Consider the following 22,172-nt stretch of genomic DNA (forward strand, 5'->3'; position numbering starts at 1 on the left):
TACCCGATCATCAGAACCCTGCTATCCGAAGCACGTCCCTAACAGTCAACGGCCTCCGGTGCGAAGAACCACCGATCGCGGTCTGAGTCCCGCTCGATCTGCTCGACGGGTTTGCCGATGTGGTGAGCCTGGAGACGCAGCATCTCCTGTTTCGACCGCACGTGCTGCTCGGCTTGGATCCCGATATCGATTGACGAACCACCGACCCCGGCAGAGGGCTGGTGGATGAGCATCCGAGCATGAGGAATCGCGAGCCTGTGACCCGGCTCGCCGGCGGTGACGAGGAACTGTCCCATACTCGCGGCGAAACCAAGGGCCACCGTATGCACCGGGCACGGCACGAGTTGCATGGCGTCGTAGACGATCATCCCAGCGAACACCGACCCTCCGGGCGAGTCCACGAGGAGCACGATCGGCGCCTCGGCATCGTGATCCGCCAGAAGCAGGATCTGCACCGCGACCCGGCGACACACCTCATCGTTGACCTCCCCGAACAACGTCACCACCCGCTTGGACTCGAGCTGTTCGGCAGCCTTTGCGACCATCGGGTCGATGCCGATCGGAAGCGAATTCCCTGGCTCGGAGTCGAACCGCGTTTCCAAGAGTGTCATGGCTCCATCGTGCAGAGCACCCACACGGCGAAGCCACCTATTCCGCGCTCAGCGGAAACGATCAGACCCGGCGAGGGAGGCAGTGACACCCACGAAACGCATGCCTCGACCAACTGCACGAGAGAGCTCCCTGGTAACGCCGCACCCCGGCGGGCTGGCTACCTCGGCTTGCTCAGGCTGCAAGCTCATCCCACCAGGCAGACTTCTGCGGCTCGCCGAACGGCTGGGTCGACAACCAGATTCCCTAGCGTTACCGTTATGGGGTCTCTATCGAAGAGACGGCAAGGTCGCAAAGTCGGCCCTGTTCTCAACATCCAGGTTGGCCGCGTTTCGCCGCGACCGCCGGTTTGGCCACCAGTTGGCCGGGTCTCCCTCGTTTCGCAGGCGGGGGCGACCTCTCTCTTAGGGCGAATCCCATTCACGTAAGTCTCATCAGTCACACGGATCCTGGGATTTGCTTCTGCGCTGGACATGACCTATTGCGCGCTTCTGGCGCTCCCGCTACTTTTGAGTTTCCGGTTAACGACCATGTCATCTGCCTCGAGGGCTGCGAACCCTCGAGGGGCAACGGGTGACCGGCCCTCTGGACCGGATGTTGAGAACACGGGCCGGGTCGCCTCAAGCAAGACGCGACCCGGTTCGTGCCACTCCCGACGTCAAATCTGGCTTCGGGTTCTTCGATGAGAGAGCAGATCATGTCAGTCACAGAATGGGCCCGGCGGGCCCTGGTAGTTCCTGCCGCGGTGGCCGTTATGGCCAGTGGAATATCTTCGGCACCTGTTGCGACGGCGCAGTCGTACCCGTTTGTCGATGTACAGGTCGGAGCCGCGGTACGTACCGCTCCCGTCGTTTCCTCCAAGACCCTCGACGGCTATGTCCTCAATACCGGCCACGCCGGTAAACGGACGCAGCGATCCTGGGTTCAGTGTTGGGCGGACGGCGACTGGGCTACCGGCAACTACAGAACGAACCGGTGGTTCAAGGTGTTCGTCAATGACTCAAAGCACGGGCAGTTTGCCCGATGGGGCTACGTGCATGCTTCCTACGTGTACAACCAGAAGCCGGTCCCGCGCTGCCGATAAGTAGACGGACGGCGTGCACGAGCTCCTGAGCTGCGCCAGTGCAGCACGAAGGCACCTCGCCTAAACTGCGAGGTGCCTTCGTGCATCAACGTCCTATCGGAGACCGATTCAACCCCGCTACACGTGCCCCGGCCCCGGTTCTTCTTCAAACAGTGCGTCATCGGCCGCTCGAGTCTCCTCCAAGAGCTCCCAGTCGATCGTCGGATCGCCGGCGGCCTCGGCTTCGGTGCGGGGGTTGAGGTCGGCGAGCGTGGGGGCGTTGCCGGACAGGAAGTCGCGGGACATGCTCAGGGTTCGCTTCTTTTTGGCCATCATCGTCTCCTTGTCGTGGTCTTCTGTCGTTTTTCGCGTTGTTGCTGGGTCTCGGTCAGGTCCCGGGCCTGGATCACGATGCGCTCGCCGGTCGAGCCATCGGGGCGGGTGTAGGACACCGTCCGTGATCCGACGTGACGAAGCCGCATTCCGCGGGGTAGCAGGTGACTGGTGTCGTCCTTGGTGTCGGAATGCCCCATATACGCTCCGCGGCGGGTCTGGACCTCGAGGACGACGTCGTGGTCACCTCGGATGAAGTCGAGCTCGTGAAGGCAGTGGGCACCACCGGTGAACCGGTCTGTTTCGATGAGCGATTGCGCTGGCAACTGCTCCCCCACCTCACGTAGCGAGGTCGCTCGCTCGGGCAATCTCACCGGTACATACACCCGGTGCTCGCGGCCAGACTGCTGCTCGTACGCCTGAATGAATCGGTCGACCCGCTGGACCTCCCGCCGATCGGCGTCGCTGAGTAGCTGGGCATCGCCGTTGGCCTCGGACAACGCGTCGTTGATGCGCCCCCACTTCTGCGAGCGCTCACCCACCAGACCAGCCACGGCAGTGAACTGCGCCTTGGGCGCCGCGTCCACCACGCGGTTCTTGACCGCGGAGCGGTCCTTCCGCTGACGCGAGGACAGCGGAGTCCGGGTGATGCCCGGGTGCTGCAGCGGCCGCGCCTTACGGGGGTTCGACAATGGACTGTCTGCGGCCCGGGGGAACGCCCGGTCACGATCAGCTGCACGCGAGTTCGACGCCCCCGCGATGACCATCTTGTCCAGGTCCCGGGCCGACGCTCGCTCCTGGGCGCGATCGGCGAACTCCTCTTCGGAGACTCGCACCCCCTGCTTGCGCAGCGTCCCATCGTCGGGGCTACCGCGGTCGATGTCGACCACGCCCGGCGGGGCCGACTTGGAACGACTGGACGAGCTGGCCATGAGCGCGCAACCTACTACTGGTGGTGTTCGGGGTCGGAGGGCTGGCCCTCCCACTGCTCGTGGCCCGGCTCCTGCTCACCCGGGGAGCTCTTGCGCCGGCGCCGGCGCCGCGGCGGCTCGTACCCGAGATCCTTGAGCTCCTCCACGCTCCACCCGCCATCGCGAGCAGCCTGGAACGCGCGACGAATGTTCTCCTCGGCAGCCTCTCTGGCCTCCTGGGCATCCACGACGGCCTGCGCGGCCTTCTGGTCTTCCTCGATCGCTTGCCCGATAGCGCCGACGAGGGCAACTTTGCTCTCAAGCAACCCGCGGGCGGCGTTCTCTGCTTCCTTCTTGCTGCGCATGGCACTCTCCTGGGCTCGGTTCTGCATGGTGACAAGCGGCGCCGGCCACTAGACCGGGCACGCGGATGCGAGTACATCACGGTCACCGGCGGTGATGCTCAGTCCGTAATCGACGGCGACTGTGGCGAACGCGGTCGCATATCCGCACTGGTCTACCACCGGCATCCACTCACCCGGCCCGCTGTCTCCCTTGGCTTGATTGACCGAACCCTGGGTGGGCCGCAGATTCGCTGGGTCATTGGCGAACGCGGCCCGCTTTTCCTGCGGCCACCCCGCGGCTCCGTGGCGCCACGCGTAGGCCAACGGCACCAGGTGGTCGATGTGCACCTCGCTGCCGCGACTCCTGCTGAACTCGACCTGCTCTCCCGTGTACGGGTCCAGTAGGAGCCCGGACTCCACGACACAGTCGTTGGTTCCCGGGCGCAGCGTGACGTTGGTCAAACTGGTGCGCAAGATGTCGTTGCGGGTGTCGCAGCCGTTGCGTGCCAGCGGCGCTGAGGTGTCATCGCTCCAGGCGGGCCCGAACGAACAGCCGGCGCCAGGCGAGCAGGATCGGTCGTAGCCTGGCACATCTACCGGCTCAACGACCGGGAGCATCTGCAGTGACGCCTGCAGCATCACCGATGTCTCCAGCGCCGGCGGAGCGGCAGCGGCTGGCTGCGAGCCCTGGTCGATGTCGAGTTGGTTCACCGCGTACCCACCGGCGGCCACGACTAGCGTCAGCGCGGCCGCGGCCCAGCCCTTACGTGCCCGCATCGAGGCGGCCATGAGATCTCCCATCGGATGACTCCTTCATCGGTCACCGCGCACCGTAGGTCGTGTCCCGGACAGCGGCGGCGACGACAAAGGGCAGTCAGCCCACGGCGAGTGCGGCCACCGCTCCGAGGATGAGGTAGGGGCCAAACGCCAGCCGGCCGCGTTCACGGCGGTGGCGTACGAATCGACGATGCAGGAGCTGGAGTGCGGCAGCCACGCCAGCGGTCAATGTGGAGTACACCGTCAGTGCCCACACGTGCTCTCCCCCGAGGTACCCGCACAGCGTTCCCAGCAACACCGCCAGGCGCACGTCGGCCAGGCCCGGTGTGCCCGCGGTGATCACGGCACACACGAACAGCGCCGCCCCACACACAGCCCCCCACGCCAGGGCCGGGACGATCCTGCCCGGATCGTGCTCGAGCGACGCGGCCAGGACGACCCCACAGATCGTGGCCGCCAGCCCGGTCCAGATCAGACGGGTCGGGATGCGGTGGGCGACCTGGTCGACCGCGGCGCACCACACCCCTGGCACTAGAAGAACGACCGCCAGCACCGCCAGGGCCGGACGGTCAGGGTGTAGATGTGCCACCACCGCAGACGCCACCGCCGCCAGCGCGAGGAACCCCACCAGCAATCCACGGCCCGGCGGCGCGATCGGCACACCCTCATCGTCAACACTGACGGCACACAGCACTCGAACGGGCACAGACAACGCTGCAGCCCCCAGGATGACAACGGCCGGGGCGAGCACCGTAGCGGCCCACGGCACGACGAGAAGGGGACTCGCCGCGACGACGCCAGCGCCCAGAACGGTCACGACAAACACAGCAACCACGGCCTGGCGCGATGTCATCGGCATGCGGTCATTGTGCGGGAGGCGGCTCATGCCGCCGGCGCCTGGACCACGACCACCTCGAGCGCCAGTTGCTCATACTCGCCCGGATCCCCGCCTCCACCTCCCGCAGCCCCAGCGCCCGGGCACGGAGACGGCCGGCGCCGCTCCCTGTACCGCGGATGCACCGCCAGTCCAAGGTCCAACTGCCCACAAACGTCCAGAGCGACCCACTCCCGCTCCCCGGCCCGCTCGAGGCTCTCCAGTTCCCCCTCCGTGGGCCCCTCCAGGTCGCCCAGCCCCTCGTCGCTCGCCGCGGCGAGCTCGTCCGCCTGCTCGTCATCGCAGACCCCCGACGACGACGGGCAGTCCGGGACACCGCGGTCAGAGGCGCGCCAGCGGCGAAGCGTACGGCGGGCCGACTCTTCGTCGATCTCTAACACCAGCGCCAGACGTGCTGCTGGCCACCGCTCCTCCACGGCTATCCGGGTGATCTCAGCGCGCTCACCCGGGCAGATGGCCACCGTCGTGTCGCCACCACAGCGTCGCTCGACCACCGCCTCGTCAACGATGGCCCTCCGGTTGCGCACCCCGGCCAGCGACCGCGCCGAGGGGTGATCGAGATCCTCGTCATCCCAGCCCAACGGCGGGGTGACTCCGGCGGCGCGGGCCTGCTCCATCACGGCGGTGTCAGGACCGGGAGTCATCGACCACCGGTCGTAGAGGCCGTCGACCGCCTCCCAGAGGCGGCCATCGATCAACCTCGTGTGACGCAACTCGTCCAGGACGTCCGGGGCTGTAGACAGCTCCGCGGCCTGGCGCTCCAACGACCACCCCATCGCGGTCAGTGCCTGAGTCCTGCGCCACGGACCGAGCGAAGGAGCCAGCTTTTGACCCGGGCGGCACCCGAGACCGAAGCCCACTAACACTGCGGCCGAACGCGGGTCGACCACGACCCCAGCCTGCAAGCTGCGCAGCTGCTCCTGGTCAAGCCCGACCTCTTGCCCAAGCTGCGGCAGCGTCCAGCCGACGGCCAGGAGCGCAGTGAGATGGTCGGCGACCTCGCCGGGGTCGAACTCACCCGTAGGCGTCTCGGACTGAGCGACGACGGAGGCGGGCGTCCAACCCGTCCCCCGTCGCCGACGGCTCCCCGTCTCACAGGTCTCGTTCCGGGACCAACCGGTCAGAGGACCTGCTTGCTCAGCGTTCCCCATCTTAAGGGCAGCTCGGTGGGAAGGAGAACCGGTGCGCGCTTGGCGATGGGGAAGGAATTGGGAGGACTGCTGGATGCGCGAAGGCGCATGACGAACCGTCATGGTTATCTCGCTTTGTTCGCGGCGCAGTTGGTGAGACTGCACCATGTAGTGGACGCCATTGACGCTACTACCGGAAGCGTCAGAGTGTCCACTGTTTCCCTCATACCCGGGCACTTAACTGGCCTTAAGCGGTCGCCCGTGGCGCACAAGATGACCACCCGCCACGCCGCAATAGCGCGATACCGACGCCCATTCACGGCACATATCAACCACTGGACATCGGCGGCAGATCGGAGTCACGCCACGCGCAAGCTTGCGCGCATCCTCCACCCGGTTCTCGCGCAGCGCCTCCCTGATCCTGTACTCGGTCTGCTGCCATTGCCGGCCATGGGAGGCGCACTCCACCTTCGGATCCACCCGCGCCAACTCCCAGGTCAGCTCCTCCGCACGCCTCTCACGTTCGGCCCTGGTCATCTCGCGAACCGGTGAGGACGTCATGACATATCTCCCTCGCGCATGGCCCGCAGCTGGGCGCGCGCCCGGTAGGGGCGGACGAGGACCGAGGCGACGACGGACACTGCGACGACGATCGCGGCCACAATGATGAGACGGGTCAGGTCCAGGCCCGCTCCGTCGGCGAGGGGGATCGGCAGCAGCGGGTCCTCGAGTGCAGAGGCGAGGATTCCGCGCTCCACTGCCCAGTGAGCCCAATCGGTGAGCGTGGCAAGAAGTGCCGCGCCAACGACCGGGATGATGAGGACCAGCACGTGCAGGGAGCCGAAGAACTCTCCTGGGTCCATGTCGCGGCCACCTGCACCTGAGTGTCGGCCGGCGCCGCCGGCGGCGGGGCGCCCGTGGGGGTCGCCAAACATCACGACCCCCCTTCGGAACGCAGCTGGGAGGCGATGGCGCAGTCATCCGGCCACGGCTCGCCCGCCGGGTTAACTGTCCGCAGGCTCGGCGAGCGTTCGGGCATTTTGTGGGTGCGGTTCGGTTTCATCGGAATCCTTCCTCTTCGAGTGCGCGGCGCACTCGTGCGTACTCACCGGGTGAGAGGGTCGTGGTGCCCTCGGAGTCGCCGAGGCCGCGCCAGGTGATGAGCAGCTGCTCTGGATCGGCGAAGTCCTCGCCGGGTTCGGTGTCGATGACGCCCCATTCGTCGGTGGCGTCGTCGACGCAGATGAGGTCACCGACGGCGAGTTCATGGGCGGGCAGGTCGTGCACGTCGCCGTAGTCCGGCCAGTCATCGCCTGAGGTCTCTCCGGAGTCATCGACCGGATCCGGGACGATGTGCAGCGCCGGCCGTGCCGGTTCCTCCACGACGCCGCCGATCTCCGCGGCGTCGACCAGGTCGGACATGTGGTGGCGCCGGTGGAGGCCGAACAGCGCGAGCGTTGAGCCCGCGTTCGGGTCTTGCCGACCGGACTCGACGAGCTCGCGACGACGCTGGACCGGGTCCAGATTCGGATGCTCCTCGGCCAGGACCCACTCGGCGTTGCACCAGTCTCGGTAGCTCGGCTCGATCGCGGCTACGACCTCGTCGTCGTCGTAGTCAGCGTTCTTGCCTTCGACGGCCAGAACTGTCTCTCGAGAGGGCAACGGCTTCTTGATCAGCAACCTCTTGTGCCGCGAGGTCTCCGGCCGCAGGCGCTCCAGGAGGGCGAGCTCCTGCGGGTCGTCGGTCTTGGCCGGGTCGGGCACGCGATAGGACTGAGCCTCTTTGGCTTCGCCATTGGGGGCGATGGAGGTGCCGCGCCCGCGAAGGCCGGCGGGGATCGCGGTGCCGATCGCTTGAGATCCCCACATCATCTGCGCCCCGTCGGGCGAGAGCCGTCCGATGGAGTAGCGCTGGCGGAAGTTGTCGCGGGCCTCGCCGCCGCCGAAGATGTCGGCGTCGGGGCGCTGGGTGGCCAGAACGAGGTGGATCCGCGCGGTGCGGGACTTGCGGGCCAGCGAGTTGATCAACCCGAGCACTGGGGGCTGGGTGGGATCGCCCTTGATCTTGCGCTGGGGGTACCAGTCTTTGAGGTTGTTCTTGAAGTCGGCGAACTCGTCGATGAACAGCAGCAGCGGGTCGAAGTCGCTGATTTTGGCCCGTCCGGAGACGACCTGCGCGTAGCGGTACTCCATGAGCTCCCACGCTCGGTAGATCACTGCGATCTGTTCCTCGAGGTGGGTTCCCACGATCTGCACGTTGGGCCAGTCCTGGAAGGGCAAGAACTCGGTGCCCTTGGCGTCGGCGATCCACACCGGCCATCCGTGACGGGTGAACTCGATGACGATCGAGTGCCCTGTGGCGGTCTTGCCCGTACCGGTGGACCCGATGAGCAGGAAGTGCGGATTGATCGCCGGGCGCCACACGTGCTCGACACCGTCCTCGTCGACCGCGTAGCGGATCTCGGTCGACTCGTACGTGCTCTTGAGGTCCTCTCCGTCGACGACCGGTGCCTCGGGGTTCCACAGGCTTTGGGGCATGCTGGGGCGAACCTCGAAGGTGACCGAGTCCTCCTCCATCTGCCACCGGGCCCGCCATCGACCGGGGAAGGTCTGGGAGATGACGCGCTCTAGACGTGCGCGGTATCCGGACGGGGCCAGCTTGTGTCCGATCTCGTGGGAGACGTCAAACGCGGCAAGCTCACCGTCGTCGGTGAACCGTAGATCGGTGACCGACGAGGTGGGTCCGAACATCGCCTTGACCGTTCTGGTCACCCGGGCCCGGATCTGGTAGTCCTCACCCCGCTCGGGGTCTGGCGCCGACCGGAAGCGCAACACACAGTTGCGACGATCGTGCCCGGCCAGTTCGTAGTGCCCCCACCCCAGGCGCTTGACTGTCTCGGTGACGGCGCTCTGCCATCCGGGGTCGATGGCCATGCCAGCGCCGTTGTAGGCCAGCTCGATCTTGACTGGCGTGCCCCGCATCCCCGGCTCCCAGCGACGCACCCTCAGGATCGCTCGGGAGGGATTCGGCCACCCGAGCACCGGGGCGAGGGCTTCGACGGCGCGGTCATGTGTGATGTCCCGATGGCGGGTCCGAAGTCCGTGGCCCGCGCACGCCGCGGTGACCAACCCGAGACCGGCGGCTCCAGGCAGAGCCCACTGTCCGTACCCGACAAGGTCGGCGCCGGCGCCGACCGCGATCGCGCCGGCGCCGCTGAGAGCGGTGACCGCCGGCCACGCGCGGGCGCGGGGGTCGAGCATGTTGCCGCGCGGCCGCGGCGTGGTGATGGGTTTCTCGGTTGCGGGGTGCACCATCAGGCGTCTCCAATCGCGGGGTCTTCTGCACTAGGGCAGGTGCCCCCGCGACCGCGGTTGTGACATCGGATCGCGAGATTCCTCGCCCGGCGCCGAGGCGCATGTCTTGGCGCTGCTCGCTGTATGCGTGCTCGCTAGGGCCTGTATGGCGGCGCGCTGGCACGCAGTTGCTTCACATATGCCGAGCCGGTGGCGCGCAGCCGCCACGATGGCGACAGCCATAGGGCGCGCACACCTCGCGCATACGGCGGCCAGCGCGCACCCTCCCCTTGACACGGGGGGCTAGGCTCAACGCGAGGCCGGAGGTCACAGCGGATGAGCCTAACCGCCCCGCTACAGGGTCGGGAAGATACTCGTCAACCCCCCATACCTGCACCCGGCATCCCGTCGCACACACGGCAACAGCGCGGCCTCTCGCGGTCGCGACCGGCGCAGCACCACCGCCGCCCACTCCCCATCCACGCGCCCCCGCAACGCCAACACTCACGCATAAGCCAAGTACCAAAAGGCACGCAGACGCGCATATCGGGCGCATACACGCGTGGTGTTCAGGGCATACCGACAGCAAGAAAGGGGGCCGGCCGAAGTTCCCGGCCGGCCCCGACGTCACGGTCCTACATCAGGCGATAGTCCTTGACCTTCCACGTCCCGTCCGGTTGGCGCTCGCAGGTCATCCACACTGTCGTGGCCGGTTCCACCCGCTGCACCCCAGCCCCTGTGGTCTTGCTCTGCACGACCTCCAGCACCCGCCACACCATCTCCTCGGTGTCCGGGGGGTGCACCTCGTCCAAGACCCGGGCCTGGGCGGTGATGACCGCACCCTCCGCGCGCCACTTCTGCCACTGCTGGCCGGGCTGGATCGACGGCGTGGCGTGCACGAGCTCAGGAACCAGGAACTGCGCTGCCCGCTCAGTGGCCGCTCCACGGTTGGCGTCAGTGACCGGATACCAGGTAAACAGCGCCTGCCCCGCCTGAACCATCACCCACTGCGGATCCCGATCAGGATCCTGCTCACCCGCGTCCCCGCCTTCCGGCGACCGTTTGGCCAACTGCTCTGGGCTGGCAACCGTATCCGGCGGAACCTGCGGATGCAGCTGCTGAGCTGTCTGCGCCGGCGCCACAGGTTCCTCGGAGCCACGGGAGCATCCTCCCAGCGCACCGCCCATGACAACCATGGCCACCAGCGGGCCGGCAACCCACGTGTTCATGCCTTGACCCTCCCCGCAGTCATGCCCGCCCGGATCGGCGTCTCGGTGACGCTCTGTCCGAAGGTCGGCGCCTCGATCATGGTGGTGCGGTTGATGGCGATCGCCACGTGCCCAGGCTCGAACAGCAGATCACCGGGCCGGACCTGATCGATCGGCACTGGAGTAGTCCATCCGAGCTGAGCCTCAGCCGTGCGCGGCGGGGTGATCTTGCCTCGCGAGGCCTTGTAGATCGCCACGGTGGTCAACCCACTGCAGTCCAGCCCCGGGCCGCCCGGGTTCTGAGGGTGCGGCACGCCGGTGGTGGGGCCGTTGACATCCCCTCCACCCCACACGTACGGCTGCCCCCGGTAGGACATCGCCGCTGCCACGATCTGCTCTCCGAGCGGGCCGTTAGGGTCGGCCTGGAACTCTCCCTCTCCGCCCGGAGCCGTCATCTCCTGCTCGTACTGGCGGATGATCTTCACGTAGTGCTGGGTCTCCGCGTACGGCGGGACACCACCGAATCTCTGCACCGCGCCCTCGCCCGCGTTGTATCCGGCCAGGGCGAGCTCGACGGGATCTCCCTTGATCTGACCGGAGGCGATCAGCGGTTTCTGGTTGGCGAAGATCGCGCACATGTAGCGGGCCTGCGCCATCACCGCGTCCCCGATGTTGTTGGGGTCGCCGCCGCCGGCGGGCCCCACTTTGCGCCCCTGGTCGTCGACCTTGTATCCCCACACCGCCCACGTGCCCGGGATGAACTGCGTGTATCCACTGGCGCCGGCGTGGTTCGCTCCGTGCGGCTGGAAGTTGCCCTCCTGCTTGATCTGCGCGCCCGCCAGCGGGGCGGTGAACTCCTCGCACTCCTGGGCCGCCAGCTGCAACCACTTGACGAACTCTGGCGGCACGGACCCGGGCTTGAGGTTGCCGCCTGCACCACCGAACCCACAGTCGTCGACGGCACTGGAGACGTCCTGTTGGTCGGCAACCAGCAGCGGATCCGCCTCCGTCGTCGGAGCGTGCTCGCCACCGCCACCTGCGGACCCCGGCGCGGTGATCTTCTTGGCCTGGTCCAGAAAGACCCTCGGGTTGACGGTCTGGTTGCCTTGGAGGCGCCCTCCGGGCACGTACTCAAAGTGCAGGTGTGGCCCTGTCGAGGTGCCGCCATTGCCCACGAGCGCGATCACCTGGCCGGCATGAACCGTGTCCCCGACCGCAACCTTGAGGTCCTGCTGGGTCTGGATGTGCCCGTACACCGTTGAGACAGGGTTGCCGCCGTCGTTGTGATCGATCACGATCCAGAACCCGAATCCCGAGGCCTCACCCGCGGCGACCACGTTGCCATCCATCGCGGCGTACATCGGTGTCCCCATCGGGGCGGCGAGATCGATGCCCGTGTGCAGCTCCGAACCCCCAGTGACCGGGTTGAAGCGAGGACCCCACTCACTGGTGATCTGGTAAGTGCCCTCGGCCAGCGGCCACACCCGCTCTCCGGTTGCCTCAATCGAGGTCACCGTTCCCGATGACCCCCATCCGCCGCCCGGGCCGCAGTACTGCGAGGCGCCCATCACCCCCAGAACCGCGATCAGCGGGGTCACGACCGCCACCACCAACCCGGCCGCGATCCCACCACTGAGGACCAAGCCCCCAGCTCCGATCTTGGCGACCAGCCCCTGCTTCTCAGCCCCTCCACGGGCCTGCGACGTCGTCATCAGCCGACTCCGCTCACGCGACCCGGCCGCCGGCGCTGGCCATCGAGTGCACCTTGCGGGTCATCCCCGCACCGCCGCTCGAGCTTAGATTCCGGTACTGATCTCGCTCCGCCTGGTGAGGAAGACGCTCAGCTCGCACCCGGGTAGCGCCCCGCGGGGCGGGCTCGTCCACGATCTCCGCCACCACCGGAACCTCCCCACGACCCGGAGGAGGAGACCCCTCACCTTCGCCGACCATCGGAATGTCCGGACGCGGTCGCGCAGCCGCCGACGCCGCCCGGCCTCCACCGGGCGAACTCGGCGCCGACGGGGGCCCGCTCGACGACAGCCCCCCATCTGGCCCCTCGAGAGCGCGCGGCCCCTGGGTCAGTTCCAAACGGCCCTCGTTGACCACCTGCAGGCGACGCACCGGCGCCGTCCCCTCCGGGGTCAGCGCCGAGGCCGGGTCCCGGTCGGGCTGCTGCTGGGCAGCCGGCTTGGCAAGCCTCGTCGCCGCCACCTTGGTCCCTGCGGCGGCCACCGCGCCACCGCCCGTGGACAGCGCCGCCGCGGTGTGCCCGACGACCTTCGCCGCTCCGTAGGTGCGCAGCGCCTTGCTGGCCAGGTTGACCGGCTGGCGGGTCGGCAAGGCCGTCGGCTTGGATCCGGGCCGCTTGCCCATGGCTCGAGCTAGGCCATCCTGCTGGCGCTGGAACCCCCGCCACAGCCTCCAGAACAAGATCACGCCCATGAGCTCGACGAGCCCGATGATGATGACCCGCTCAAGCAGGCTCTGCCCCTGCGTGGTGGTGAACAACGACCTGATCAACTGCATATAGGTCATCAGGAACACCACCGAGACCACGATGAACAACAGGGCCATCACCACGCCCGCCACCGAGCGCCACAGGCCGCCTCGAGCAGTCCCCGGCAAGATGCCCCACAGCATGTCCCAGATCAGCTTGACCGACATGAACGCGCAGTAGAAGACGGCCAACATCACCGCCAGGCCGAGGATGAAGCACAGCAGCACCATGAACAGTCCGCCCCACAGCACGAATCCCGTCGTCAGGGCCCCCATCGCGCTCGGGTTGTCTGCATACTCCTTCATGGCTTCGCCGGCCTCACCGCACTTGGCGACGTTGTCCTTGATGGTGTCCCGGTCGTTGCCCTCGACGTTCTGGTGGCCGGCGTCCCACTCCTTGACGCAGTCCGCCCCACCCTCGGTGTCGATGACACGCCCGAAGTTGATCAGTTGCGTGGGCTGGCGGATGAGCACGTCCGCCATCTCCAGCTGCATCGTCTGGATCATCTGCTCAGGCGTGCCCTCGCCGCGGTTCATGCTCGCGGCGAGCTCGAGCCCGCCGTCGCGGGCTTGTGTGATGTAGCCGCTCTCCCCGGCGATCCTGCCCACCGGATCCGACATGAACCCCGTAGCAGCTGCCGCGATCGCGCACGCGATGACGATGTCGTAGACGAATGTGGCGTTGCGGCCCTGCAGCATCAGCAACCCGGCGACGAACGCCGTGATCGCCAGGAACAGCGGCATCAACCCCGTCTGGTCGATCAACGACTGCATCGCGTCACCCAGAGGCTGCAGAAAGCTCAAGAGCATGCGCAGCCAATCAAACTGCAGGATCCAGCCCACGAACCAGATGGAGGCCGCCATCAAGCCGCGGTAGATGTTCCACAGTGCGTCGATCCAGAACGACCAGATCACGGCCATGGGCTTGGTCGCCGACCCCTGGTCGATCGACATCATGTACCGCCACACCGAGATCCCGTGAGAGTCGCGGATGTTCATGAAGTCGAACGGTGTAGCGAAAGCCCCCTCGCTCGCCTGCTCCGGGTCAGCCGAGGCGACGCCAGCACCCGCGATGACGGACACCACCACCAGCGCCATCACCGCGGCCAGGCGCCCGTAGACAGACGCGGCCACCCAGGCCAGCGCGCGGGGGCATCTCATGATCGGGTCACCAGGACCGAAGACCGGCCCACGGCCTCCGACCGCTCCTTGGGCGTCGTCGTCACCGCGTCGAACCGAGCCTTCATCGACGGGGCCAGCGCCTTGATCCTCCCGAGATTGCCCATCGCATCTCGCATGTACCCCTCACCGCGGCGCGACGGTTCCACGTACCCGTCCACGCCGGTGGCCGGCGAGGTCTGCTCCATGAGCTCCTTGAGCAAGACCGGATCCTCGCCCGCACCCAGCCACCGCAGGCACTTGCGGGCGAGCGTCTCGTCGGTCTGTCGCATCACGATGCGCGTCGGGATCAAGCCCCGCATCGTCTCGTCCCCGAAGTCCGCCTCCGGGTCCTGGCTACCCAACAGCACCGCCGCCCCGTGCTTGCGGCCATCGCGAATGAACTGGGCCAAGATCAAGGTGCCTCGCTGCCAGCTGGTGAACCGGTGCGCCTCGTCGCACAGGAGCACAGCCAAGCGGTTCGGATCCGCGAAGCAGATCTCCCGCGCCAACTCCGCGAGCAGCTGATACATGATGTGCCCCACCCGAGTGGCGATCGACAGACGCCGAAACAGGTGCTCTGAGAGCACGTCATCACGGGTCGGAAGGGACAGCTTGTGGGTGCGGAACACGATCGCCGGCGCCTCGGGCACCAGGATCGGCAGATCCCGCCGGAACAGCACGTCAGTGGAGCTGTCCCGCATGAACACCGCCAGCTTGCGGTGCAGCTCCCTGGCGCCCTCGATCTCACACGCGGGGTCGGCCAGGTGGTCGGCGACATCGGCCAGACTCGTCAGCCCGAACCCAGCCCGGTAGTCGGCCGAGAGCACCTGCGACAGCGCGGACCCAAGATCGTCGGCCGGGTCCAACCCCATCATCGGCAGCAACACCGATCCAGCCACCTCGGCGGCCTTGCGCTGGTCACCGACGAACATCCGAAGCGGATCCAGGGACACATCTGGCTCACCGACGTTGACCACCGTCGCGTCGGTGATCGACCGGGCCCACTTCTCGTACTCGCCCAACGGAGTGGAGTCGATGACCACCGCCTGCCCACCGCGGTCGATGATGTTGGCGGCCACGGTCTTGAGCAGGACCGACTTGCCGGACCCTAGGTTGCCTGTCACCGCCATCGACCCGGACACATCACGTGCGGCCTTGCCCTCCACGTTGTGATGGACCACGCCCAGCCGAGCGTTCGAGATGTTGATCGCCAACAGTGGCCCGGTCGCATCTCCGAGATCGTTGCGCACACACGGCACGTACGCCGACCAGTGGTACGAGGTGGTGTTCTGCCGAAACTCCCGGCAGATCCGGGGCGTAGGAAAGCCCGGGACACACGCCCAGAACAGCTCCTGCTGGAAGCCCATGGGCGCAACCAAGGTGTAGTTCGAGGACTCGAACTCCTTCTGCAGATCCAGCGCCGCGCGGCGGGCCTCGTCGGCCGTGGGGGCACCCACCGAGAAGATCGTGGTCCACTCGACCTCGACCTCCATGCGGTCGGCCTCGAGCTGGGCGTCGTACTCGGCGAGCTCGTCCGCGACCACAGCCAGGTGGTTTCCTGCGTGGCTCGTCTCTCCCTCACGCTGGTTGAACTGCTCGTTGAGGTTGATCAGCGATCGCCGATTCTTCGCCCGCACCTCCTCGGAGCTGCGCACAGTCAGGCGCATCGCCCAGTCGACATCGAAGCCGGCGATGGCGTCGCAGATCGACAGGAACTCCGACCCGGGAAACAGCGTCCCGCCCGAGGGCAGGTCCGACAGGCACAAATACACCTGGTAGGACGGCTGAGGCGGGTCCAACGCCCACGGGGTGTCCACCCGCAGGACTGTCTCCATTGTCGGAGTCTTGCTCCGCCACCCCTCATCAGGTCGATCTAGCTGAGCACCCTCGTCGAACCTCGCCCGCGTGAACGCCGCCGGCGTCTTCACGCCCTCTGCAGTGGTGACATGGTCGGGCAGATCCGCGTCCAGGCTCAGCCCCCGGTGCAGATCGTGGTGCCACAGCCACACCATCTGCGCCGGAGTCGCCGGGATCGGGGCGAACGGTGACGGAATCGCCTGGACGATCCGATCCGCCTGATCCCGTCGCCGTTCGACCTCCTCGCGAGGAACCGCTGATGCCGGCACTCCCAGCTTCTCCGCACCCGCCTCCACGGCGGAGGTGAAGCCCGTGAGCATCTGCTCGCGCAACGTCCCAGAGGTCAGCGGAATCGACAGCCAGTACAGTCGCTGTCCTGGCCTGATCCCGGAGAGAGTGTCCACGGTGGCGTCGCACTCGGCGTCCCACGCCGGGTGGAGATCGAGGTTGATGCCCCGCTCCATCCGCTCCACGACCGCCAGCGGGTTCAACGACGCGCACACCCCCCGTAGCAACGACTCGCCGGGCAGCGCCCGGGCGAGCATCCGGTGCAGGTTCCGCGCCGCCCGCTTGTCCTCCTTCCCGCGGTAGCCGTAATCGATCCCGGTGAGCAGATAGTCGGCCCACACCACGCCAGAGCGAGTCCAGCGCAGGTTGTAGGCGATCTTCGTCGTTGGCTGTCGAACTGCGGACATGTCAGGCCTCCTTGCGCTGCTGCGCCATGGTGAGAAGGGATTGAACCGAGGTCTGCGCTGCCGCAACGCGAGGCCTGGGTGGCGAGCTGTCTCGCCCCTCGCCCTCCAGGGCGACCAGGCGCGGCGGCGCGGGCACCGTCTCCCGCTCGACGTCGGCGGGTTCACGCTGGGGGGCGGGGACCGCGGCGGGGGCGGGCCGTCGACGAGGCCGCGACTCGGGAGTACTCGACGCAGCCACGGGGACGGGATCTGCCGTGGACACTGCGGCCACCGCGGTGTCCGCGCGGGCGGGTTCGGCGGCCGGTTCTGGCGAGAGCGCAGTGAGGATACGGACCGGGGAGTACACCGCTTGTGGTTTCCTCGGCCGGATCGTCACTCCTCCGACCTCGCGAGGCGCTGTGGCGGCAACGGCGTTGCCGACGCCCTGGAGCATCGACAGCGGGTTGCGTCCGCCCAGCGGTAGCTTTCCCAGACCAACCACCACGCCGGCGGTGAGGGTCAGGACGACGGCCCAGTCCATCAAGCCACCACCGATCGACCACAACGCCATCGACTTCCACAGCACGAACAGCGCGGCACCGCCGCCGAAGATCTGCGTGTAGGTGTAGGGCCCTCCCCAGATCCGCGACCCATCGCTCGTGCGCCCGATCAACTGGGGGAAGCGGCGCGTGGCGGTATAGACCTTCGCGATGTCCTGGGTGGACGTGGATTCCTCGGCCATACCGTGGGCCTCCTCGGTGGGGTTCAGCTACGGGCTCGTGTGCTGCGGGGGCAGCAGAGGATCAGACGGGCAGGACCGGGGTCGACGGGGCGACCGCGACACTCTCGACGACAGAGAGCGCCAGGTCCTCACCGACCTTGTCCTTGACCTCGGTGACGTTGAAGACCACCCACAGGAACACGCCGGCGGCCAACGACGAGACGATGATCCGGCCCATGGCCATCCGCGACACGGCGGCCTGGAAGACAACGAACGCGATCGCGACGAGGCCGGAGACGATCCGGACGGTCTCCTTGGCCTCCTCGCTCTTGACGTTGATCGTGCCGAGCAGACCGTCGGCGAGGACGAAGGTGTCGGGACTGGCAAGCGTGGTGACGATGCTCATTTCAAGGACCTCAATTTCCGATGGGATGACAGGTGGGACATGACAGATGAGCTCCCGGTCACGGCGAACCAGGAGCGGCCGGGACCGGAGTCTGGACAGAGGGCGGCGACGACGAATCGGAGGACTCACCCGCCGCCGGCGCTGACGACGACGCCAGGGCCCGCACCTTGGGGGTGGCGTCCATCGAGGCGACTTCCCAGCGGCCCGCACGAGCCGCCATCGTCAGCGCATACTGCGCCGACATCCCCGGCCGCTGCTCCTCGTCGCGCAACCGGACCGTGAGCAAGATCTGCGCGGACTGGCCATCCCGCACGCTCTCGTTCGCCGACGGCAGATCGTCATTCGCCGCGACGGTCTCGATCTCCACGGACGACGCGATGGGCGGCGTGACTGGCGAGATCTCCACGCCCGGAGAGGTATACCTGCTGATCTCCCCGGAGTCGGCCAGCATCGAGTTCAGGAACTGCTGAGCGGACACGACCATCGGATGAGACCGGTCCGCGCTCGCGCGGTAGGCCGTCTCCACCTTCGAGCCCGCCGCGGGGGCGGCGACCGGGGAGGGCAGACTCGCCGCCCGCGCACCGGAGGGGGTCAGGAGCACCGGGATCTGGAAGTAGCGGCGGGTCATCGGCGCGTCCTCCGTGGTCGCCGCGACCCACGCCGAGACGACCACGGAATAGGCGTCCCGGACCAACGACCGCCCGCCGGCACCAGCCGGGGCCGCGTCCGCCGGCGCACCCTGTGCCGGCGCCGGTGTGAACTCCGCCGCCGGCACCCGCTCGATCGCCGCAACCGCCGGCTCACTCACCCGGAACAGTGCCTCACCCGGCAGGGAACCCGGCACGTCGACGAACGCCTCGAGCGACTTCTCATCACCCCGCTTGGCCTCCAGCCAGGCGATCGTCAGCTGACGTGCAAGCTCCCCGGCCTGTGACTCGGCGTTGGTGTCCTGCGCCACCACCGGCGCCGTAGCTGGTGCCGGATCGGCGCCCATCGCGCTCGCCAGGACGAGCCCGAGCGCGACGGGTCCCGCAACGACGGCCGCGACTCCGGCCCCCTTCCAGCTCCGGGTGATCAGCTCTTGTTTGCCCGTCCACTGTTCTTGCTCACTCGCGTCCCCACCGCTCCCCTTGCCGAGCCCGAAACGGCCCCCCTTGGTCGAGGCCTCGAAGCTGGTGTCGCTCTCCTTGGGCTTGTTCGTCCAGAACCCCATCAGCTGGCCGCCTCATCGTCGGTGGATCCGCCCTCGATCACGCGCAGGTTCTGGCGGCGGTTGCACTCCTGGAGCCGCTCCAGAGCCGACAGCGTCAGAGCCGCCGGCACACCCAGGAGCATTCGTAAATCGGCCGAGGCCGAAGGCGACGTCGGCTCTCGGTAGAGCTTCACCGCGGCCTCCTTCACGGCCGTGGTGTGGCTGTAGACCAATGCCAGATCCTGGAACTGCTCCTGGTGGTCCTCGTGCTCAGCGTTCGCGCTGTCCGGGGTGGAGTTCATGATGTGCGCGTCCTCCCAATACGGGCTGTGGTGGGCGGGCCGTTCAAAGGCCTTCACCTAGCGGTAGGTGGACCGGGAACAGCGGTTGTGACAGATCCGCAGAACTTTTTCTCGGCACACTCCGCACGGCAGGGTTGCCGACCCGCCACACCGCAGCTCACAGGTCCGGACTAACCAACCGGGCCGCAGAAAATCACCCGCCACTTCGGGCTTGCGGCAACCACAGATCGCCACTCCGGCAACCATATTTACGCAGGTCAGAGGCAACCACGGGTTGATTGGGTGGACCTAACCGAGTACAACGCGCACTCCCTCGGAGGTCCCTGAAATGCCCACAACTGCCACCCACGCTCGCTCCAGCATCTGGACCGAGCTGCACCGCGAATGGGCGTGGCTCATCACCCGCCCCGCCTCGCACGACGCCGTCGCCGCCTGGTCCTCCACCTACTCGGTCTTCGCCGATGCCACCTCACTGCAGGACGTCGTCGAGATCGTCTCTCACCGCCCCGACCGTGCAGTGGTCGCACTGCTTACCGAGCACCACTCCGGGCACAAGCTCGCCGGACGAGTGCTCACCCAATGCATGCTTCCCAAGCTGATGCGCAGCGCCCGCTACGCACGAACCCCGGTCCACGAACGCTCCGAGAACTACTTCGATGAGCGCGCTCAGCAAACCCTGGCAGCGTTTCACGACGTGCTCGGTCAGTGGCGCCCCGGGGCGGCGGCAACTGCCGCGTCACTGGGGCTCGACACCCTCCACAAGATCACCAAACTCCGCCCCGTACCGGCGCAGTACCCCGTTGAACCCGACTCCACAAGCTTCGACTTTCCCGACCGCGAGCGCGCCGAGTCGGACCCGTTGGACGCCCGCTCCCTCATCGAATGGGCAGCAGTCAACAGGGTCCTCAATGACAGCGAGATGGACCTCCTTGACCGGGCCTACGTGAACCCAACCGGGACCCTCAAGACACTCGCACTCGACCTCGCTGTGTCAGATGCGGCGCTACGACAGCGCCTGAGCAGAGCGGTAGGAAAGCTTCGAGTCGCCGTTCTCGCCTCCGTCCAAAGCAACACCTTCGACGCCTTCAACGGCGACATCACCGCCCTCATGGCCGCCTGACCAACCTCACCACTCGACAGGAGAACACGATGTCACTACTCGAACGGTTGTCGCATCCGGCGGTCACGATGACGGCAGCTGTGGCCATCGCGGCGAGCCTCGTAGCGCCCTCAGCACTTGCCCAGAACAACGGAAGCAACCGCTGTCCAGACAACCTCATCATCGCCTTCCCCGGCACCGGTGAGACCAACGAAAACGCCGACCCGTACGCACAGATCGGCATGCTGTCCCACGTCACCAAGCCACTCACTGCCACCGGCAGGGCGCAAGCGTTCTACGTCCCCTACCCGGCCGTGGCCGTCGACCCGAGCAGCGGAATGACCTACGCCCAGTCCAAGAAGATCGGGATCGAGAACGCCACACGAGAGATGGAAGCACGCATGAACGAGTGCCCCAACACCGTGTTCTCCCTCACCGGGTACAGCCAAGGCGCGGACGCCGCGGGCGACCTCGCCGCAGCCATCGGACACGGTCACTCCTCGATACCGGCAGACCGGATCACCTCCGTAGCCCTGCTCGCCGACCCCGGTCAATCACCGGGAGATTCGGCGATCGCGGCCCCAGCCTCCACCGGGTTCGCAGGCGCGCGAGGCGGACTCGGAGCACTGCAGGACAAGGCCTCCTGGGTGTGCAATCCCGACGACATCTACTGCAACACTCCCGCCGACAAACCCGCCCTAGCGATGCTCGGAAAGCTCGGCGCCAACCTGGACCTCAGTGACCCTGTGCGCAGCATGACGGCAGTCGTCAACGCGGTCTCCACGACCGCGCAGCCGGCCGCTGTCGATGACGCGCAGCCCCCCGCCGACGTCAACCTGGGCCCCGAAACACACTCCGGCAGCGACCCCGCACCAGTTCACGCCGCCCCCGTACTGAGCACCGAGGAGCTCATCAGAGAGACCGAAGCCACCGTCCGACCGGCCACGCCTGGGGGCGTCAATGCGAACGCAGTCCCACAGCAGGCCGGGGGCAACAACCTTCTGACCCAGCTGCTCGGCTCGGTCCAGCAGGCCGCCCGATCCGGCGACCCTGCCACCGCCGAGCGGCAGCTCACCAAGACCAAGACCCAGTTCGAGTCCATCGGCCTGAACCTCAGCAACGTCGGGATAGGCGGCGAACTCGGCCCAATCCTCGACGAGCTCAACGTCATCTTCCAGACACTCCTGAACGGAGATCTCCTCGGAGTCGCGATCAAGGTCGCCCATCTCGTTCCCCGCGTGATTGCCTTCGCCAGTCACGTCGCCACCAGCATCGGACAGATCGTCTCCAAGCTCCCGGTGGCAGAGTTCGCCCAACTGGCAGCCACCACCGCGGCGATCACCGCCGCGGTCTCGACCCAGAACTACATCGCTCTGCCACCCCTGATCGGCACCTGGGTCGGACAAGCCTCAAACGTCGGGAGCAAGGTCGCGCAGTCCGGAGCGCTCCAGGAGTTGCCCGGCCTGGCCCAGACAGTCCTGGGGCTGCCGAAGGACGGCGTGCTCGGCCAGGCGGTCGACTTCGCCAGTTTCCTCGCCTCCGGGGCGCACACCAACTACGCCAGCCAGCCCCTGGCTAGCGGGCGGACCGGCACCCAGGAGATCTCCGACTTCATCGGTCAACAGCTCGCCTAACCGGGGAAAGGGGAACGGGGGCGGATCCACTTCGGATCCGCCCCCGTTCCCCTTTCCCCTCTATCG

The 22,172-nt window shown here is 67.2% G+C and carries 19 protein-coding genes; 2 read left to right on the top strand and 17 right to left on the bottom strand.

Annotation, left to right across the window (positions count from 1 at the left end; translation table 11 throughout):
* Window positions 1-38: 38 nt before the first annotated feature.
* From G6031_RS02725 to G6031_RS02805, 17 genes are all read right to left on the bottom strand, one after another.
* Window positions 39-635: an ATP-dependent Clp protease proteolytic subunit gene (locus G6031_RS02725; protein WP_347238431.1), complete on the bottom strand. Its 597-nt coding sequence runs from the start codon at window positions 633-635 to the stop codon at window positions 39-41.
* A 1,175-nt stretch (window positions 636-1,810) separates the two neighbouring features.
* Window positions 1,811-2,005: a hypothetical protein gene (locus G6031_RS02730; RefSeq protein ID WP_182652356.1), complete on the bottom strand. Its 195-nt coding sequence runs from the start codon at window positions 2,003-2,005 to the stop codon at window positions 1,811-1,813.
* Window positions 2,005-2,937 carry a hypothetical protein gene (locus G6031_RS02735; RefSeq protein WP_182652357.1) on the bottom strand — a complete coding sequence of 311 codons (933 nt, stop codon included), beginning with the start codon at window positions 2,935-2,937 and terminating at the stop codon, window positions 2,005-2,007. The genes G6031_RS02730 and G6031_RS02735 overlap by 1 nt, the downstream gene beginning before the upstream one ends.
* A 14-nt stretch (window positions 2,938-2,951) precedes the next feature.
* Complete coding sequence (locus G6031_RS02740; protein WP_182652358.1) at window positions 2,952-3,281, bottom strand: hypothetical protein; 330 nt, start codon at window positions 3,279-3,281, stop codon at window positions 2,952-2,954.
* Window positions 3,282-3,329: 48 nt separating this feature from the next.
* Window positions 3,330-4,061, bottom strand: coding sequence for an HNH endonuclease family protein (locus G6031_RS02745; protein ID WP_241737154.1), 732 nt, complete (start codon window positions 4,059-4,061; stop codon window positions 3,330-3,332).
* A gap of 73 nt (window positions 4,062-4,134) precedes the next feature.
* On the bottom strand, window positions 4,135-4,698 hold the full coding sequence (locus tag G6031_RS02750; RefSeq protein WP_182652359.1) for a hypothetical protein: 564 nt from the start codon (window positions 4,696-4,698) through the stop codon (window positions 4,135-4,137).
* A 221-nt stretch (window positions 4,699-4,919) separates the two neighbouring features.
* Complete coding sequence (locus tag G6031_RS02755) at window positions 4,920-5,708, bottom strand: hypothetical protein (protein WP_182652360.1); 789 nt, start codon at window positions 5,706-5,708, stop codon at window positions 4,920-4,922.
* A gap of 911 nt (window positions 5,709-6,619) precedes the next feature.
* Window positions 6,620-6,925, bottom strand: coding sequence for a hypothetical protein (locus G6031_RS02760; protein ID WP_182652361.1), 306 nt, complete (start codon window positions 6,923-6,925; stop codon window positions 6,620-6,622).
* A gap of 196 nt (window positions 6,926-7,121) precedes the next feature.
* Entirely contained in the window at window positions 7,122-9,377 is a 2,256-nt protein-coding gene (locus tag G6031_RS02765) for a DUF853 family protein (RefSeq protein WP_182652362.1), read from the bottom strand.
* A gap of 614 nt (window positions 9,378-9,991) precedes the next feature.
* Window positions 9,992-10,585 carry a hypothetical protein gene (locus G6031_RS19050; RefSeq protein WP_182652363.1) on the bottom strand — a complete coding sequence of 198 codons (594 nt, stop codon included), beginning with the start codon at window positions 10,583-10,585 and terminating at the stop codon, window positions 9,992-9,994.
* Window positions 10,582-12,276 (bottom strand): peptidoglycan DD-metalloendopeptidase family protein, encoded by a 1,695-nt coding sequence (locus tag G6031_RS02775; protein WP_241737155.1) that lies wholly within the window; start codon window positions 12,274-12,276, stop codon window positions 10,582-10,584. The genes G6031_RS19050 and G6031_RS02775 overlap by 4 nt, the downstream gene beginning before the upstream one ends.
* A 13-nt stretch (window positions 12,277-12,289) precedes the next feature.
* Window positions 12,290-14,221 carry a hypothetical protein gene (locus tag G6031_RS02780; RefSeq protein WP_182652364.1) on the bottom strand — a complete coding sequence of 644 codons (1,932 nt, stop codon included), beginning with the start codon at window positions 14,219-14,221 and terminating at the stop codon, window positions 12,290-12,292.
* A complete protein-coding gene (locus G6031_RS02785; protein ID WP_182652365.1) occupies window positions 14,218-16,773 on the bottom strand; it encodes an ATP-binding protein in 2,556 nt (851 codons plus the stop codon). The genes G6031_RS02780 and G6031_RS02785 overlap by 4 nt, the downstream gene beginning before the upstream one ends.
* 1 nt (window position 16,774) lies before the next feature.
* Entirely contained in the window at window positions 16,775-17,494 is a 720-nt protein-coding gene (locus G6031_RS02790) for a hypothetical protein (protein ID WP_182652366.1), read from the bottom strand.
* Between the two features lie 61 nt (window positions 17,495-17,555).
* Window positions 17,556-17,879, bottom strand: a complete 324-nt coding sequence (locus tag G6031_RS02795) for a hypothetical protein (protein ID WP_182652367.1) — start codon at window positions 17,877-17,879, stop codon at window positions 17,556-17,558.
* 58 nt (window positions 17,880-17,937) lie between these two features.
* Window positions 17,938-19,092, bottom strand: coding sequence for a conjugal transfer protein (locus tag G6031_RS02800; protein WP_182652368.1), 1,155 nt, complete (start codon window positions 19,090-19,092; stop codon window positions 17,938-17,940).
* On the bottom strand, window positions 19,092-19,373 hold the full coding sequence (locus tag G6031_RS02805; protein WP_182652369.1) for a hypothetical protein: 282 nt from the start codon (window positions 19,371-19,373) through the stop codon (window positions 19,092-19,094). Before G6031_RS02805 ends, G6031_RS02800 begins: the two co-directional genes overlap by 1 nt.
* Before the next feature lie 328 nt (window positions 19,374-19,701).
* Between G6031_RS02805 and G6031_RS02810 the strand changes: the two genes are divergently transcribed.
* Window positions 19,702-20,493 carry a hypothetical protein gene (locus G6031_RS02810; RefSeq protein WP_182652370.1) on the top strand — a complete coding sequence of 264 codons (792 nt, stop codon included), beginning with the start codon at window positions 19,702-19,704 and terminating at the stop codon, window positions 20,491-20,493.
* A 29-nt stretch (window positions 20,494-20,522) separates the two neighbouring features.
* The gene (locus tag G6031_RS02815; RefSeq protein WP_182652371.1) at window positions 20,523-22,106 is read left to right on the top strand and encodes a cutinase family protein; all 1,584 of its coding nucleotides are present in this window, start codon (window positions 20,523-20,525) and stop codon (window positions 22,104-22,106) included.
* Window positions 22,107-22,172: the final 66 nt, after the last annotated feature.

The sequence above is a fragment of the Dietzia sp. CQ4 genome (genome assembly GCF_014145125.1).
GTDB lineage: Bacteria > Actinomycetota > Actinomycetes > Mycobacteriales > Mycobacteriaceae > Dietzia > Dietzia natronolimnaea.

Bases quoted from the DNA above. Each gene is read 5' to 3' on its own strand.
- G6031_RS02730 (WP_182652356.1), bottom strand. From the start codon at position 2,005: ATGGCCAAAAAGAAGCGAACCCTGAGCATGTCCCGCGACTTCCTGTCC.
- G6031_RS02735 (WP_182652357.1), bottom strand. From the start codon at position 2,937: ATGGCCAGCTCGTCCAGTCGTTCCAAGTCGGCCCCGCCGGGCGTGGTC.
- G6031_RS02740 (WP_182652358.1), bottom strand. From the start codon at position 3,281: ATGCGCAGCAAGAAGGAAGCAGAGAACGCCGCCCGCGGGTTGCTTGAG.
- G6031_RS02745 (WP_241737154.1), bottom strand. From the start codon at position 4,061: ATGGGAGATCTCATGGCCGCCTCGATGCGGGCACGTAAGGGCTGGGCC.
- G6031_RS02755 (WP_182652360.1), bottom strand. From the start codon at position 5,708: ATGGGGTGGTCGTTGGAGCGCCAGGCCGCGGAGCTGTCTACAGCCCCG.
- G6031_RS02760 (WP_182652361.1), bottom strand. From the start codon at position 6,925: ATGGACCCAGGAGAGTTCTTCGGCTCCCTGCACGTGCTGGTCCTCATC.
- G6031_RS02765 (WP_182652362.1), bottom strand. From the start codon at position 9,377: ATGGTGCACCCCGCAACCGAGAAACCCATCACCACGCCGCGGCCGCGC.
- G6031_RS19050 (WP_182652363.1), bottom strand. From the start codon at position 10,585: ATGAACACGTGGGTTGCCGGCCCGCTGGTGGCCATGGTTGTCATGGGC.
- G6031_RS02775 (WP_241737155.1), bottom strand. From the start codon at position 12,276: ATGACGACGTCGCAGGCCCGTGGAGGGGCTGAGAAGCAGGGGCTGGTC.
- G6031_RS02780 (WP_182652364.1), bottom strand. From the start codon at position 14,221: ATGAGATGCCCCCGCGCGCTGGCCTGGGTGGCCGCGTCTGTCTACGGG.
- G6031_RS02785 (WP_182652365.1), bottom strand. From the start codon at position 16,773: ATGTCCGCAGTTCGACAGCCAACGACGAAGATCGCCTACAACCTGCGC.
- G6031_RS02790 (WP_182652366.1), bottom strand. From the start codon at position 17,494: ATGGCCGAGGAATCCACGTCCACCCAGGACATCGCGAAGGTCTATACC.
- G6031_RS02795 (WP_182652367.1), bottom strand. From the start codon at position 17,879: ATGAGCATCGTCACCACGCTTGCCAGTCCCGACACCTTCGTCCTCGCC.
- G6031_RS02800 (WP_182652368.1), bottom strand. From the start codon at position 19,092: ATGGGGTTCTGGACGAACAAGCCCAAGGAGAGCGACACCAGCTTCGAG.
- G6031_RS02805 (WP_182652369.1), bottom strand. From the start codon at position 19,373: ATGAACTCCACCCCGGACAGCGCGAACGCTGAGCACGAGGACCACCAG.
- G6031_RS02810 (WP_182652370.1), top strand. From the start codon at position 19,702: ATGCCCACAACTGCCACCCACGCTCGCTCCAGCATCTGGACCGAGCTG.
- G6031_RS02815 (WP_182652371.1), top strand. From the start codon at position 20,523: ATGTCACTACTCGAACGGTTGTCGCATCCGGCGGTCACGATGACGGCA.